The following is a 16,287-nucleotide window of genomic DNA, read 5'->3' as shown; positions in this document are numbered from 1 at the left end:
CGTCACGCTTTTCCACAGATTTTCAACAGGATGGCATTTTGGGCATGCATCCGGTTTTCCGCCTGGTCAAAGACGATTGACCGGGCGGATTCGATTACCGTGTCGGTGGTCTCCACGCCGCGTTCGGCCGGCAGGCAGTGCATAAACAGGCTTTGTTTGCCCGTGGCGGCCATCAGTTCGGCATTGACCTGGAAACCCTGGAAACGCACCTTGCGCGTCTCGGCTTCATCCTTTTGCCCCATGGATGCCCACACGTCGGTATAGACGATATCGGCGTGCTTGACTGCGGTTTTGGGATCGTGGCTGATTTCAATTTCCGAAAGGCCGGCCTTTCTGGCGTCGTCGACGGTCTGCTTGTCGGGCGCGTAGTCATCCGGGCAGGCGCACACAAAGTGGAAGGCAAGCCGCTGGGCCAGCCGCAGCCAGGAGTGGACGATATTGTTGCCATCGCCCACGTAGACCACCTTCAGGTCGTTGAAGTGGCCGCGATGCTCCAAGATGGTGAACATATCCGCCATGATCTGGCAGGGGTGGTTGTAGTCGGTCAAACCGTTGACCACGGGCACCGATGCGTATTCGGCCAGTTCCAGCACATGCACGTGGGCAAAGAGCCGGGCCATGATCACGTCGTTGTATCGGGCTACCACCCGGGCGATATCTTTGACCGCTTCGCGCTTGCCGATGGAAATGTCGCCCGGGCCCAGGTACAGGGCGTGGCCGCCCATGCGGAAAAAACCGGTTTCAAAGGAGATGCGCGTGCGTGCGGACGGCTTGGCGAAGATCATGGCCATGCTGTGGTCCTTGAACGGCTTGAAATCCTCCCGCCGCCTGAAGCGTGCCTTGACCTCTTTGGCCAGGGCGAAGGTGGCCTGGATTTCATCGGCGCTAAAATCGGTAACATGCAGAAAATCACGTTTCACTGTTGGCCTCCATTATGCTTTCATGACTGCATCGATCTGTTCCAGCGCCCACGCCACCTCTTGCCGGTTAATGACCAGAGGCGGGGCAAAGCGAATGGTATTTTCATGGGTTTCCTTGCACAACATGCCCCGGGCGGCCAGCTTGTAGCAGAACGGGCGGGCCCCCCCGGCCTCCGGAATCAACTCCATGGCGATCATCAGGCCCCGGCCGCGCACCGCTTTAATGTGCGGGCTGTCGATTCTTTTCAGACCGGCAAGGAAATAGTCGCCCATTTTCTCGGCGTTTTCAATCATCTTTTCATCGACGAGGACCCGGATGGCGGTGCGGGCAATGGCGCAGGCCAACGGGTTGCCGCCGAAGGTGGAGCCGTGCTCGCCGGGCTGCAGGACATCCATGACCTCCTTGTTGGAAAGGACGGCGGAAACCGGATAAAAACCCCCGGACAGGGCTTTTCCCACCAGGGTGAGGTCGGCTTCGATGCCTTCGTGCTCTTCGGCCAGCAGGCGTCCGGTCCGGCCCAGGCCGGTCTGGATTTCGTCGAGGATCAGCACCACGTTGTGATGGTCGCAGATCTCGCGGGCGGCCTTGAGATAGCCGCTCTTTGGTATGATGACACCGGCTTCACCCTGGATGGGCTCCACCAGAAAGCCTGCGGTGTTGGGGGTGATGGCCGCTGCGAGTGCATCGGCATCCCCGAAGGGGATAATTTTGAAACCCGGCGTGAACGGGCCGAATCCGGTGCGGGCCGTCGGATCGGTGGAAAAACCCACGATGGTGATGGTGCGGCCGTGGAAGTTGTTGGCGCAGACGATGATTTCGGCTTTATCCTCGGGGATGCCCTTGACCGTGTAGCCCCATTTTCTGACCGCCTTGATCACGGTTTCCACCGCTTCGGCGCCGCTGTTCATGGGAAGCACCTTGTGGGATTTGGTCAGCAGGCATATCTCCTTGTAAAAATGACCCAGCTGGTCGTTCCTGAAGGCCCGCGAGGTGAGGGTCAGATTCTGGGCCTGGGCCATCATGGTTTTCATTATTTCAGGGTGACAGTGGCCCTGGTTGACCGCGCTGTAGGCAGCCAGGCAGTCCAGGTATTTTTTGCCGTCCACGTCCCACACCCAGACGCCTCTGCCCTTGGTCAGAACGACATCCAGCGGTTTGTAGTTGTGGGCGCCATATTCATTCTCGAGGTTGAGATATTCCTGGGTATTCATAAACTGCCTCCTTTTTCACCCGCGAGCATGTCGGGCGGCTGCTGACTGGTCATGTATCGGTTGAATCGGCGCACGTGGCTTTGCATGAGCGAGCGCACGGCTGTGGCCTGCTGTTTTTCCAAGGCACTGACAATGTCGCACAGGTCCTGATAGTTTTCCTGCATGAACTGCTGCCCCCGCAGGGGATTGGCTGCATAGTAATGCTGGATGTTGTCGTGGACCATGCGCAGGACGAACTCGTAAACCCGGTTGCCGGCGGCTTTGGCGATGGCCACGTGAATGCGGTTGTCCACCTGGCAAAACGGCTCCCAGGCCGCAACCCCGTCTTCAACATGTTTTTTGGCCTGCCTCAACAGCCCCTTGAGGTGGTGGATGTCCGTCTGGGTGGCCCGCTGGGCGGCGATGGCGGCGACATTGCCCTCCACCCCTTCGCGGAACTCGGAGAGTTCGCCCAAGGTGATCTTGCGGTGGCGTACCAAAAGTCCCAGGCTTTCCGCCACCGGTGCCATACCCGGCAGCTTGACCGTGGCCCCGCCGCGCACACCGCGCCTGATGTCCAGCAGCCCCTTTTGCTCCAGCACACGCAATGCTTCCCGCAGAGGGCCCCGGCCGGTCTGAAACATTTCCACCAGGTCCCGCTGGGCTGGCAGTTTGTCACCGGCTTTGAGGCGTCCATCGAGAATGGCGCCCTCAATCTGTGCGACCAGGTCTTCGAAGATCCGCTGCTGGCTTGTTTTTTTAAACATCAGGATCCCATGGGCATTCGGTTTGTCCGGGCACCCTGCGTCGGCCTGGACAGGTTTTAAAAGGGTAATGGGTCACCCATTTACTTCATAATCGGATCGATGTCAACCGCAAGCTGTATTTGTATTGCCCTTGACGATCTGGGCCTTGTTTTTTGAGATGGTATTTTATAAGTCAGATATCAACGGTCGGTAAAGACCGCATTGTTTTCCAAAAACAAGCCCAAACCGCTAAAAGGAGTTGCCGAATGGATACCCCACTGTCGCATGTCCTGGATTACGGTGTGGATGAAATGGTCGGAGGCGACAAGAATTACCTGTGGCATCACATCAAACCGCACAAATGCTTCCAGGATCAGGAGCAGATGATCATTGTCGCCGGCAAAGGGTTGACCGTAACGGATATCCGCGGGCGGCAATATCTGGACGCCACCTCCGGGGGCGTGTGGTGCGTCAACGTGGGCTACGGCCGCGACAGCATCGCCGATGCCGTGGCCGCCCAGATGAAGCAGATGGCCTACTTTGCAGGCAGTGTCGGCACGATTCCTTCGATCAAGCTCTCCGGCAAGCTGATGGAATTGCTGCCGGCGATGGGTAAGGTCTATTTCTCCAACAGCGGGTCCGAAGCCAACGAGAAGAGTTATAAGCTCATCCGCCAGGCATCGACCATCGACCCGGATCGCAAAGGCAAATACAAAATTCTCTACCGTGACCGGGATTACCATGGCACCACCATTGCCGTGCTGGCCTCTTCGGGCCAGGCCGAACGCAAAAAGGATTTCGGCCCCTTTCCTGAAGGATTCGTTCAGATCCCCCACTGCCTGTGCTACCGCTGCCCCTTCGGCGAAACCTATCCGGATTGCCAAATCCGCTGCGCCAGAGCGGTGGAGGAGATTATCCTGAAGGAAGGGCCCGAAAGCGTGGGCGGGTTGATCGTTGAACCCATCACCGCAGGCGGCGGTATCATCGTTCCGGTGGATGCCTACTTTCCCATCCTTCAGGAAATTTGCCGAAAATACGGTGTTTTTCTGGTCATCGACGAGGTGGTCGCCGGGTTTGGACGAACCGGCCGGTTCTTCGGACACCAGCACTTCGATGTGGATCCGGACATGATCACCCTGGCAAAGGGCATGGCCAGCGCCTACGAACCCATATCCGCCACGGTGGTCAAGCAGCACATCTACGACCTGTTTCTCAACGACCCGGCCGATCCTGACCAGCGCATGCATTTCTTCCGCGATATCTCCACCTATGGCGGCTGTACCGGCGCCATGGCGGCGTCGCTGGAAAACATCCGCATCATGGAGGCTGAAAACCTGACTGAAAACAGCCGGGTCATGGGCGACTACCTGTTTGACCGGCTCCAGGAGCTTGCGGACCACCCCGCTGTCGGCGACGTCCGCGGCAAGGGACTCTTCCTGGGGGTTGAATTGGTGGCCGACAAGGCCGACAAGCGGCCGCCCAGCGAAGCCCAGATGGGTGCCGTGGTGGATGCCGCCAAAGCCGAAGGCGTGCTGCTCGGGCGCACCAACAGCAGTCTGCCGGGCCTCAATACCACCTTATACTTCGCGCCGGCCCTGGTGATCACCAAAGATGAGGCCGACCGCATGGTCGCGGCCACCAAAAAGGGCATCCAACAGGTGTTCGGTTAGAACGTGGTTCTCAAAAACGGTGCAGGCCTGATCAGGGTGGGTTGCGCAGCGCTGCGTCTCGAAAGACCGGCTGCCGGGTTGCGGTTTCTGCTCGGTATGATCCTCCTGGTTGCGGTGGCCGGTTGCGCCGCAATCGGCCACTGGGCCGCAGGTAATGCCGCTGCCGCATTGACCGGCCGCCCGTGGCCGGAGGCCGACCGCCTCTTTCGTCAGGACACCCGCTGGCTGGGTGCCGATGATGCCCACAGCGTGGATCTGGGCAAGGGGCGCACCTTGTGGCTGTTTGGCGATTCCTTTATCCGCTCGGACGGCGTCGCCGACCGTTCCCGGGCTACCCTGGTCCGCAACAGCATCGGCATTCAGACCGGAAGCGACCCGTCTTCGGCGGACATGGCCTTTTTCTGGGGGCAGGCGGCACCGTCGGCACCGGGACCCTTTTTCCCCGGCTCCGGACGATCCTGGCGTTGGCCCGGCGACGGCATCCGCATCGGCGGCCGGCTGCTGATATTTCTGACGACGATTGCACCGTCGGCAAACGACCTGGGCTTTACCATGACCGCCTGGCAGGCGGTCGCGGTAGAAAATCCCGACGCACCCCCCGGACGATGGCAGGTCTCTCAGGTGAGTAAAAACCCGGACCGGTTCGCTCTCCTTCTGGGCACCGGCGGCGTGTTGGCTCACGATGGGTACCTGTATGCCTACGGCTCCGATTCGGGCGGAAGCCAGGCATACCTTGCCCGGTGGCAAAAAGAAAAGGCGGGGGCCGGGGACCTGCGTGAGCCCCAATGGTGGTGTGGTGCCAGCCTGGGATGGAGAGTGGAATCACGGGTGCATGGCATGCCGGCGGCGCTGTTCGCCGATGCCCAGGCCGAGTTCAATGTTCATTACGAACCGCGGATCGAGCGGTTTGTTCAGATTCAAACCGTCGGTTTCGGCGCCGCGGGCCTGGGTTTCCGGATCGCCAGGCGACCCGAAGGGCCGTGGGGGCCGTTGACCGGTTTTTACCGACCGGAAGAGGCGTCCATTCCCGGAATATTGATCTATGCCGCCAAATCACATCCGTTTTTGACCGGAGCGGATCTGGTGGTCACCTACGCGACCAACCACATGGATCCGCAGCGGCTCATGGACGCTTTTGGGCTCTATTTCCCGCGTTTTCTGCGGGTTGATCTGCAGCCCAAACCGTGAAGATGAACAACGACCGCCGGTTTGCCTGCAGTTTGCGTTCACGGCAGCCAGGTTAATCCGGGGAGTAGGGCTCCAAAGGCAATTGCAGGGCCGTGTTGTCGCGGACCGGGTTGGACGTGTCCGGGTGGGCGCCGTACAGGTAGCGTACACGGACCTCCCCGGGGATTTTGTCTTGCAGATGGATGCGGATGGCCTTGGCATTTAACCGGGAAACCGAAGTGACGGCAACCGGCTGTCCATCCCACAGGGCCTCGAACCCGGTGATCGTTGACCCGGGGGTGAAGTCGGTGCCGCCCCGGTGGGTGATGGATATATCGATCACCCGGTCGGCTGTACGGGTGACGGCTGTGATCGTCGGCCCGCGATGGTAGGGCATCTCGCCCAGCAGGTAAAGGATGGTCTGGGCCGTCCGGATGCCCAAAATCGAGTAGGACACCGGAGCCAGGTGCTGGCGGCCGCGGTTTTCAAGGTCAATACTCAGGGCGGCCAGGTGACATGCATCGATGGTCTTTAACGCATCCATCTGGGCCTCGCGAATCCACTGGCAGGTTGTATCCTTGCCTGTGGGTCGTTTGACCAGCGGGATGATCAAAAAAGGGAGCTGGGATCTGGTCGATCCGTTTTTGATGTCTGAACGGAGTTGCTCGTTGACCAGGCGTTCCAGGCCGGCCCGATATTCCGCTTGCGTAACGGTCCCTCGCGCCGCATCGGCCTCACCTTGCATCCACAGGACGTATTCCACCGATCCGCCGGTGCTGTCGACCGCTTCGATCAGGCGCCGGTAGATGCCGTGGGGGCCGGTGTCCAGCCAGAAGCCTTGGCCCCATTCCGCCTTGGCCGTCAGACCGGTGCCGTTGACCGAGTAGTCCAGCAGGCCCACCGGTATGTTCAGGGCCTCTGCCAGACGGTTTCCCAATGCCAGCGCGCCGTTGCCCGACCGCATGGGTTTTTGCCATCGGCCATCGCTGTGAAACATCAAAAGGGATGCGGGCTGGTGGTCTTTGCCGGTGGCGAACCACTCGCGCATGTTGGACTGGCCAATGCAGGCAACCAGCATACCAACCCCCCAACGGTTGACGCCCTCTTCGACCACCCACGGAGTGATGCCGCTGCGTACGTGCAACCGGTACCAGCCGCCCTGGGGAACGTGGGGCAGTATGCCGGTGTAGACCCCGTTTTGCGGTGAAGGATCCACCACTGTCCAGGCAACGATGACCCTGCCGGTCTTGGCGTCCACCACCCGGGCTTCCACCGCTCCCGCCGCGCCGGTATAGGCACCGGTGACCGCAACGGTCGCAGTCGCGCCCTGGCGCTGGAATATGCGGCCCTCCTGGATATCTGTCAGGTCAAGTTCGGGCAGCGCATCCGTGGGGTGCGGCCCCGGCAGCGTGGACGCTCCGCCGTCCGGACCCCCTGCCGGCGGTTCAATGGCCATTGGGCCGCTAATATCCCCGACGGTGGCAAACGCCTGCGCAACAGCCGGCGCCGGCGGCGGGTTTTTGCCGTAAAAACTCAACAGGTCGGCATCTTCCAACGTGAACACGCCTGCATGCTGGCTGGGGTTGATCTGGACCTCCACGGATTCATCGAACGGCAGGGGAACGATCAGCTGCCGGTTCTCGCGGCTGAGGGTTCGCTCGATCAATCCATACACGTCCGGCCGGGTCTTGACGGTTATACGCCCCTGGTGGGTCGACGAAAAAGTCAGCTTCAGCATTCTGAAAACGCCGGTTGTCGACCCCGGAAGCGGAGGCAGGGAGAAAAAAGCCGCCTCTCCCGATGACCGGATTTGGAGTCCGTCCGGACCGATGTCCAGCGCACAGTGGGTCAGTGGGGCCGCAGCGGCCAGTGCGACTTTCTGTTTAACGACGCCCTGCATCCGGGGATCGCTGGCGGCAAAAATGGACTCCAGGTTCAGGTGCAGGCCTTCGAGACTGTTTTCGCTGCATTGCAACAGGACCACATCACTGTCTTGGGACAATGCATCCCGGCCGAATGTGGGCACCTGGGTTGAATCGATGACCGTTACACGGTTGAAGGCGCGGGCGATAAGCGGCAGCAGGTGAATCAAAAAATCGTCTCCATAGACCACGGCCACCGGACCGTTTACCGCGTGGGGGCCGGCTGCATGGCCGACCAAGGGTTTTTTTTCGCGCCGATCCCCACCGATCAGCAGGTCGTAAAGCGCGCTGTCCGGCGGGGGACAGGCCGCCGTCGAAGCATAGCCGGATGGTGGTTTGGCCAGGTTTGATCGGGCGAGGATCTGCTCGGCTGCGGCGGCTGCACCGCCACAGCTCCACAGGCGTGCGTGTTTGTGGTAGACATCGACGCCGCTGAGCTTGGCTTTTTTGAGGACCGCTTCCAATCCGATGAAACCATTCAGGGGGTGGCTTCCATGGGCGTCATGCAGCGCCTGGTAAACAGCGTGCTGGACCCCTGCGGTCTTGCCACCGGCATACTCCGGATAAATGGATGCCTTGCCGGGTACCACGGTGACCAGAAAGCGGCGTCCTAGGGCGGCGACCATTTTTTCAACGGCGTGGAGCTCCAGAAACAGCCGCTGGCCCTTTTGTCTGGCAACCTTGATCCCCGGATCGTCCGCAGCGCTATCGGCAGGGTACAACCAGCCATGGCTGCCGATATATACCTGCGCGGCCGTGGTGGCGGAAAACAGATGGTAGTCCACCCAGTTGTGAAAACGTTTCAGGGGCCTGGCGGCGGGGAGGGATTCCCGGAACCACCCTTCGACCGCCTGGTAGTAGCCCCGGTCGCTCCACAGGGTTGTTTCCGGTGCGGGAAAGCCCTGGCCGACGGTGTTGTCACCATTGACACCCAGCTGGGCCGCCAGCCACAGACTGACCGGGGCGCTCAGCAGAACCACGAAAATCAGCGCAAGAATTTTTTTCACAATGGCCATCAAAACCGGTAGTAGATAAACGGGTTCTGGGTGCCGGCAACCAGCATGGCCAGGCACCAGGGCAGCAGCAGCATGAATAAAATGGCGCCTGCTGCGGCAGCCAGCCAACGATGCCGGGCCAATTGGGACCCGTCGGCCTCGCCGGCGCCTGCCGGCAGGATCAGCGCCGTGGCCGCGCAGAGCAAAAGCACGGCGTTTTTCAGGTTCATCAGCTCGACCAGGGCTGCCGGCAGTTCATTGGTACCGAGACTGAACATGGTTGTCAAAAAACGGCCGGCCTGGCCCAGATCATCGCAGCGGAAAATGACCCATCCGCACACCACCACCAGCAGTGTTGACAAACGGCGCAATCCGCGCATCCGGTCGGGGGCAAGCCGGCGCAAGCCGGTGATGCGCTCGACGATCAGAAAAAGCCCGTGGTAGGCCCCCCAGGCCACAAAGGTCCAATTGGCGCCATGCCAGAACCCGCACAGCAGAAAAACAAGGGCCAGGTTGACGTAAGTGCGCAGCCTGCCTTTACGGCTGCCGCCCAGTGGAATGTACAGATAGTCCCGAAACCAGCGGCTCAGGGAGATATGCCACCGCCGCCAGAAATCGGTCAGGCTGACAGCGCTGTATGGGCGGTTGAAATTTTCCAGAAAGCGGAAACCGAAGAGCATGCCCAGGCCGATGGCCATGTCCGAGTAGGCCGAAAAGTCCAGATAGATCTGCAGGGTGTATGCCAGGGCGCCCAGCCACGCGGTTCTGGTGTCCAGCACCGCCGGCGCGAGGCTGAATATGAGGTCGGCAAAGCGGCCGCAGGTGTCGGCCAGAATGACTTTTTTAGACAGGCCCCAGCAAAAACGCAGCGCACCGGAGTAGAACTGCCCCCAGGTCTCCTTCCGGTTGCTGATCTGGTCGTGAATGTCCCGAAACCGGACAATGGGGCCGGCGACCAGCTGGGGAAACAGGGCCACATACATCGCAAAATCGATGATGCTGGTCACGGCCCGGCAGCGCCCCCGGTAAACATCGATGGTGTAGCTGAGCTTCTGGAAGGTGAAAAACGAGATGCCCACCGGAAGGGCGACCGCTTCCCATCCATACAGGTTGATGCCCAGCCGGGCGAAGAGATCGGCGGTCTGGGATACCATGAAGTTGGCGTACTTGAACCAGCCCAACAGACCCAGATTGATCCCGACGGACAGGCTCAGCCACACCCGTTTGTACGTGTCGACGCGAGCCATCAGGCGGCCCATGACGTAGTCGAAAAGGGTGGAGCCGGCCAGGAAAAGGATGAAGTCCGGGGCGCCGAAAAGGTAAAAAAGATAGGAGCAGCCCAGCAGGGTCAGGTTGCGCAGGCGGTTTCCAAGCAGCAGGTGCTGGCTGTAATAGCCAAGAATGACCACCGGCAGGAAGGCCAGGAGAAAGAAAACGCTCGAGAAGATCATGCGGTTGTTTAATCAATACAATGAATGTCGACCAGCGAACCATTGAGGGCGGACGCCGGATGAAACCATGCGCCCTGACGCTGCCGGTGGTTGCATCGGCGCCATTTTCCCTTGGACGTTGATTTTAGGTTGCTTCCGTCAGCGTCAGGGGCATCTGCACGGGGGCTTCGCTCTCCAGGCGGTCCACATTTTGAAACCCCCGGGGCAGCTTTTTGCCGCGCCGGCCGCGCTCGCCCACATACTGGGCCAGGTTTCCACCGCTCAGTTTAAAAAAACGTTTGCCGGCGAATATGACCAGGGTGCCCGCCTCGGGCACCAGGATCAGGTGGGTCAGCAGTTCCTTGCGCTCACTGGCCCGTTTGGGTGGGATCTGAATGATCTTATTGCCCTTGCCTTTGGCGATGGCCGGCAGTTTGATCAAGGGAAAGACCAGCATGCGTCCGTCGCTGGTGACGGCCGCCAGGAGCAGACCGGCTGGATTGTCTATGGGGATGGCCGGCAGCGGCTGGGCCCCTTTGGGCAGTGAGAGCAGCGCCTTGCCCTTGGTGTTGCGCGTGATCAGATCGTCGAACCGGGTGATGAATCCATACCCGGCGTCGCTGGCCAGCAGAAGCTGCCGGTCGGCCGGGGCCATGATCACGGCGGTAAAGGTGGCACCGGGCGGCAGCACAAAGCGGCCGGTGAGGGGTTCACCATGACCTCTGGCCGACGGCAGGCTGTGGGCCGACAGACTGTAAGTCCGCCCGTTGGAATCCAGAAAAACAACCGGCTGGTTGCTCTTGCCCCGGGCCGCATCCAGGTAGCGGTCGCCCGGCCGGTAGACCGCTTCGCCGGGATCGATTTCATGACCCTTGGCGGCCCTGACCCAGCCGTTGGTCGAAAGAATCACCGTCACCGGTTCAACGGGGGCAAGCTGCTCTTCGGATATGGCCTGGGCCTCCTTGCGCTGGACGATGGCGGTGCGCCGGTCGTCGCCGTAGGCCCTGGCATCCGCCCGCAGCTCCTTTTTGATCAGGGTTTTGAGGCGCGCAGGCGACCCCAAGGTTGCCTCCAGGAACTGGCGCTCCTTGTCCAGCTCCTGCTGTTCGGACCGGATTTTCATCTCCTCCAGTCTGGCCAGGTGGCGCAGACGCAACTGGAGAATGGCCTCGGCCTGGGCATCGCTGAGACTGAAACGCGCCATCAGCACCGCTTTGGGTTCGTCCTCGCTGCGGATGATGCGGATGACCGCGTCGATATTCAGATAGGCCACCAGCAGGCCGTCTAGAATGTGCAGGCGTTCCTTGACCTTGTCCAGGCGGTATCCCAGGCGATCCATGACGGTCTGCGTTCGAAAGGTGATCCACTCGGTGAGCAGTTCGACCAGACCCTTCACGCCGGGCTTGCGATCCAGGCCGATGACGTTCATATTGATTCGAAAGGTCTTTTCCAACTCGGTGGTGGCGAACAGGTGTGCCATGAGGGCATCCTTGTCCACCCGGTTGGAACGGGGCACAATAACCAGGCGGATGGGGTCGTCGTGGTCCGATTCATCCCGCAGATCCGCAATCATGGGCAGTTTCTTCTTGTTCATCTGGGCGGCGATCTGCTCGATGATCTTGGCCGGGGAGACCTGGTGCGGCAGGGCGTTGATGACCATGTCGCCGTTTTCCAGTTCGAAGGTCCCGCGCATGCGCACGACCCCCCTGCCGGTGCGGTAGATGTCCACGATCTCCGCCTGGGGCGTGATGATCTCGGCGCCGGAAGGGTAATCCGGTCCGTGGATGTGCCGGCACAGGTCTTCCACGCCGGCATCGGGATTGTCGATCAGATGCATGCAGGCATCGACCACCTCCCGGATGTTGTGGGGCGGGATGTCCGTGGCCATGCCCACGGCGATGCCGGTGGTGCCGTTGAGCAGGATGTTGGGCAGCCGTGCGGGCAGCACCCGCGGTTCTTTCAGCGTGCCGTCGAAATTGGGCACCCACTGCACGGTGCCCATGGCGATCTCACCGAGCAGCACCTCGGCATAGGCGGAGAGCCGGGCTTCGGTATAGCGCATGGCGGCAAATGATTTGGGGTCGTCGGGCGCGCCCCAGTTGCCCTGGCCGTCAACCAGCGGATAGCGGTAGGAGAAGGGCTGGGCCATGAGCACCATGGCTTCGTAGCAGGCCGTGTCACCGTGGGGGTGAAACTTGCCGAGCACATCGCCCACGGTGCGGGCGGATTTTTTGTGCTTGGACGAGGACTTGAGGCCCAGTTCGCTCATGGCATAGACGATGCGCCGCTGAACCGGCTTGAGTCCGTCGCCGATGTGGGGCAGGGCCCGGTCCATGATCACGTACATGGCGTAATCGAGGTAGGCCTGCCTGGAAAACTGCTGCAGGGGCATGCGCTCGGTGCCTTCGATGCGAAGAGGGGGTGCTATGGTGGTCATATTATATTTACTTTCAGTATCTTGTACTTTTTTTGTTTCAGTGGAACTTTAATTATAAGAGATCGGCGCCAGCCCTTATTCCACCTCGGCCAGGTCCCCGCTCGCCTCGATCCACAGACGGCGGTCGGAGGCCCGTTTTTTACCCAGCAGCATGTCCAGCGTGGCAAAAGCATCCGCGTGTTCGTCCACAGTCAATTGAACCAGCCGCCGGGTGTCCGGGGCCATGGTGGTTTCGCGCAGTTGCATGGGATTCATTTCACCCAGCCCCTTGAAGCGTTGAACGTTGATTTTACCGGTGGGGTTTTTGGTCTCCATGCGCCGGATAATGGCGGTTTTTTCGGCTTCGTCCAGGGCGTAGTGCACCGCTTTGGCCATGTCGATGCGGTAGAGCGGGGGCATGGCCACGAAGATGTGGCCGGCTGCGACCAGCGGGGTGAAGTGCTGCAAAAAGAGCGCGCAGAGCAGGGTGGCAATGTGCAGGCCGTCGGAGTCGGCATCGGCGAGGATACAGATTTTCCCGTAGCGCAGCCCCTTGAGCTGCTGTGACCCCGGGTCCACGCCGATGGCCACGGCGATGTCGTGAACCTCTTTGGATCCGAGTATCTGGGTCGAGTCCACCTCCCAGGTGTTGAGGATCTTGCCCCGCAGGGGCATGACCGCCTGGGTATGACGGTCGCGGGCCTGTTTGGCCGATCCGCCAGCCGAGTCACCCTCCACCAGAAACAGCTCACTCTGGGCCGGGTCCTGGCTGATACAGTCGGCCAGTTTGCCGGGCAGCGCCGGACCGGCGGTGATCTTTTTGCGCTCGATCTTTTTTCCGGCCCGGAGCCGGTTGCGGGCGCTGTCGATGGCCATTTCCGCGAGGCGTTCACCGGTTTCGGTGTGGTGGTTCAGCCACAGGCTGAAGGCATCCTTGACCACGCCGTTGACAAATGAGGCGCTCTGGCGGGAGGAGAGGCGCTCCTTGGTTTGGCCGGAAAACTGCGGATCGGTCAGTTTGGCCGACAGGACGTAGGAACAGCGTTCCCAGACGTCGTCCGGGGCCAGCTTGATGCCGCGGGGAATCAATTTGCGAAATTCGCAGAACTCGCGGATGGCGCTCAACAGCCCGGAGCGGAAGCCGTTGACGTGCGTGCCGCCCTGGGGCGTGGGGATGAGGTTGACGTAGCTTTCGGTAATGGTCTCACCGCCTTCGGGCTGCCACGCCACGGCCCAGGCGACGGCCTCACCGTCGCCGTCCAGCCTGCCCATGAATGGCTCGTCGGGGATCAGTTCAACGCCCTGCAGACTGCCGGCCAGATACTCCTTCAGGCCGTCCTCGTAGTACCACTTTTCTTTTTCGCCTGTATTTTCATCGGAAAAGGTCACCGTCAGGCCCGGGCAGAGCACGGCCTTGGCGCGCAGGGTGTGCCGCAGCCGCCGGGTGGAAAAGCGCAGCGTGTCGAAATAGGCGCCATTGGGCCAGAAACGGATGAAGGTGCCCGTGTTGCGCTGGCCCACGGTTCCGGTCACCTGCAGTTCCTGCTGTTTGCGTCCGTCGGCGAACCAGATGAAATGCTTTTGCCCGTCGCGCTTGATCTCCACCTCCAGGCGCGATGACAGGGCGTTGACCACCGACACGCCCACGCCGTGCAGCCCGCCGGAGAACTGGTAATCCTTGTTGGAAAATTTGGCCCCGGCATGCAGTTTGAGCAGGATCACCTCCACGCCGGTGATGCCTTCTTCCGGATGAATGTCCGTGGGCATGCCGCGCCCGTCGTCGGCCGCACTCAGGGATCCGTCGGTGTGCAGGATCACGTCGATGCGGCTGGCAAAACCGGCGATGGCCTCATCCACGCTGTTGTCGATCACCTCCTGGGCCAAATGGTTGGGCCGCTGGGTGTCGGTGTACATGCCCGGCCGCCGGCGGACCGGGTCGAGGCCCTTGAGGACTTCAAGGGAAGCGGCGTTGTAGTCCCGCCTGGGCGTGCCGTTGGCGTTGAACAGTTGATCGGATTTGATGGGAATACCTCCGGTTGACGATACCTTCATGGACTTTATATCCAACGATGGTCGCCGTTCAGCTTTATGGATTGATCCCTTTATGATGGATATCGGTTAAAAAATCAATACTGTATGTTGTGGTGCAGGGAATTAGCCTGTGCATCCGCAGTGCAGCCGCCCAATCACGAAGCCAGGCGATCGACCTGGCGGGTCTGCGGTCGCGCGTTGATTTGGGTTCGACAACCGGGAGGGCGGGGGATGGGCGCTTGGCTAATGAATCAGGAGCCCGAATACCTAGACCCTGCGACCCACGCCGGTTACATGACCCTCGCGCAGGTGCGGCTCAATCGGTCGGCTGTGCCGCGGTACCCTGCGCGTCCTCCCCGGCGGCTTCGTCGCCCCCGGCATCAGGTAAATCGGCAGGCTTTGCGGACGCCGCAGGGGGCGCTTCGGACGGGTCGCTGGAATCCAGCTCAGCTTCAAGCCGCGACCGGCTCAACTCCTCGATCTCCCTGGGGGTGGGCAGGTCTTTGAGGTCCTTGAGCTCGAACACTTCGAGAAAGTGGCGCGTGGTGGCGTAGATCAGCGGTCGGCCGGGGATCTCCTTGCGGCCCAATACGCGGATCAGCCTGCGCTCCATGAGCATGCGCAGGATGCCGCCGCTGTCCACGCCGCGGATGTGTTCGATGTCGCTGCGGATAATGGGCTGGTTGTAGGCGATGATGGCCAGGGTTTCCAAGGCGGCCCCGCTCAGACGCGGTGCGCTGGGTTTGATCAGGCGCTTGATCCACGCGTTGTAGCGGCCCTGGGTGCGGAACTGGTAGCCGCCGGCGACCTGTCTGAGCACGAACCCGCCGTCGCGCTGGGCATATTCCGTTGTCAAGGCCTCGACGGCGGAGCGGATCGCTGCGCTGTCCCGGTCTTCCAGAACGCCTTTGAGGTGGTCCATCGTCAGCGGCGTTGCCGAGACGAAAAGCAGGCTTTCGATGATATGTTTTAAGTCGTCGGTCATATCCGATGCCGTTCACGGCCCGCGTTCAGTCTGCACCAGTCACCGATACCCTATTGGTAGAATATCCGGATGATCCCCGTGGGTACGTGCTGGGCGATGCGTATCAGGCCGAGCTTGGCCATTTCCAGAAGCGCCAGGAAGGTCACGATGATGTCGGACCGTCCGCGGCCGTCGGCGAACAATTCGTCAAAGGTCATGGATTCCTTGGCGTCGAGCAGTTCCGCCAATTGGGTGATGCGTTCCTGGACCGACACCCGGTCCCGTGACAGATCGACCCGGTGCCCGGGGGTCACTTTGTCCAGAATGCTCTGGAACGCATCGATCAGCTCGAAAAGGCCGATGCAGAGGACCTGATCAGCTTGCATGCCTTCCAGGACGCTGGTGTCCGGCTTGCGCGTAAAGGTCTTTTCCCCCAGCAGGTTGCGCTCGGCCAGCTGCTCGGCGGCCGATTTGATCCGCAGGTACTCCAGCAGGGGCCGGGTGATCTCCAGCCGGGGATCCTCTTCCTCCTCCTGGCCCTCCTGGAGCGGCAGCAGCATCCGCGACTTGATGTGGGTCAGGGTGGATGCCATCAGGATGAAATCGCCGGCAAAGTCGATATTCATGCTTTTCATCCACGCCAGATATTCCAGGTATTGGGCGGTAATCTGCGCAATCGGGATGTCGTAAATGTCTACCTCGGCTTTTGTGATCAGATGGACCAGCAGGTCCATGGGACCTTCGAAAACGTTCTCCAGGTTGACCTGATAACGATCCTGGCTGCCAGCATGGGGATCCGTGCCCGTCAGGTTGTCCATCATCGGCGGCATGTGCG

Annotated in this window: 11 protein-coding genes; 2 read left to right on the top strand and 9 right to left on the bottom strand. The window is 60.9% G+C overall.

What is annotated here, in order from left to right; genetic code table 11:
- Window positions 1-2 precede the first annotated feature (2 nt).
- The 3 genes from argF to R6V78_RS03695 are packed head-to-tail and all read right to left on the bottom strand — an operon-like array spanning window position 3 to window position 2,878.
- Complete coding sequence (gene argF, locus R6V78_RS03705; RefSeq protein ID WP_410287982.1) at window positions 3-920, bottom strand: ornithine carbamoyltransferase; 918 nt, start codon at window positions 918-920, stop codon at window positions 3-5.
- Window positions 921-932: 12 nt separating this feature from the next.
- Window positions 933-2,132 carry an ornithine--oxo-acid transaminase gene (gene rocD, locus R6V78_RS03700; RefSeq protein WP_410287981.1) on the bottom strand — a complete coding sequence of 400 codons (1,200 nt, stop codon included), beginning with the start codon at window positions 2,130-2,132 and terminating at the stop codon, window positions 933-935.
- Window positions 2,129-2,878 carry a FadR/GntR family transcriptional regulator gene (locus R6V78_RS03695; RefSeq protein ID WP_410287980.1) on the bottom strand — a complete coding sequence of 250 codons (750 nt, stop codon included), beginning with the start codon at window positions 2,876-2,878 and terminating at the stop codon, window positions 2,129-2,131. Before R6V78_RS03695 ends, rocD begins: the two co-directional genes overlap by 4 nt.
- Before the next feature lie 245 nt (window positions 2,879-3,123).
- Here R6V78_RS03695 and R6V78_RS03690 point away from each other — a divergent pair, with 245 nt between their 5' ends.
- On the top strand, window positions 3,124-4,527 hold the full coding sequence (locus R6V78_RS03690; protein ID WP_410287979.1) for an aspartate aminotransferase family protein: 1,404 nt from the start codon (window positions 3,124-3,126) through the stop codon (window positions 4,525-4,527).
- Between the two features lie 3 nt (window positions 4,528-4,530).
- Complete coding sequence (locus R6V78_RS03685; RefSeq protein ID WP_410287978.1) at window positions 4,531-5,715, top strand: DUF4185 domain-containing protein; 1,185 nt, start codon at window positions 4,531-4,533, stop codon at window positions 5,713-5,715.
- 52 nt (window positions 5,716-5,767) lie between these two features.
- On the opposite strand, the gene R6V78_RS03680 is transcribed toward R6V78_RS03685, so the two are convergent.
- The 6 genes from R6V78_RS03680 to R6V78_RS03655 form a co-directional block, all read right to left on the bottom strand.
- Window positions 5,768-8,623 carry a sialate O-acetylesterase gene (locus R6V78_RS03680; RefSeq protein ID WP_410287977.1) on the bottom strand — a complete coding sequence of 952 codons (2,856 nt, stop codon included), beginning with the start codon at window positions 8,621-8,623 and terminating at the stop codon, window positions 5,768-5,770.
- A gap of 8 nt (window positions 8,624-8,631) precedes the next feature.
- Window positions 8,632-10,062, bottom strand: a complete 1,431-nt coding sequence (locus R6V78_RS03675; protein ID WP_410287976.1) for an MBOAT family O-acyltransferase — start codon at window positions 10,060-10,062, stop codon at window positions 8,632-8,634.
- A gap of 124 nt (window positions 10,063-10,186) precedes the next feature.
- Window positions 10,187-12,478, bottom strand: coding sequence for a DNA topoisomerase IV subunit A (gene parC, locus R6V78_RS03670; protein ID WP_410287975.1), 2,292 nt, complete (start codon window positions 12,476-12,478; stop codon window positions 10,187-10,189).
- A 75-nt stretch (window positions 12,479-12,553) separates the two neighbouring features.
- The gene (gene parE, locus R6V78_RS03665) at window positions 12,554-14,509 is read right to left on the bottom strand and encodes a DNA topoisomerase IV subunit B (RefSeq protein WP_410287974.1); all 1,956 of its coding nucleotides are present in this window, start codon (window positions 14,507-14,509) and stop codon (window positions 12,554-12,556) included.
- A 295-nt stretch (window positions 14,510-14,804) separates the two neighbouring features.
- Entirely contained in the window at window positions 14,805-15,473 is a 669-nt protein-coding gene (gene scpB / locus R6V78_RS03660; protein ID WP_410287973.1) for an SMC-Scp complex subunit ScpB, read from the bottom strand.
- A 50-nt stretch (window positions 15,474-15,523) separates the two neighbouring features.
- Entirely contained in the window at window positions 15,524-16,282 is a 759-nt protein-coding gene (locus R6V78_RS03655; RefSeq protein WP_410287972.1) for a segregation and condensation protein A, read from the bottom strand.
- Window positions 16,283-16,287 lie beyond the last annotated feature (5 nt).

Source organism: Desulfosarcina sp., from assembly GCF_046496365.1.
Classification (GTDB): Bacteria; Desulfobacterota; Desulfobacteria; order Desulfobacterales; family Desulfosarcinaceae; genus Desulfosarcina.
Note: the sequence above shows the minus strand (reverse complement) of the source record. Positions and strands in the feature narration are given on the sequence as shown.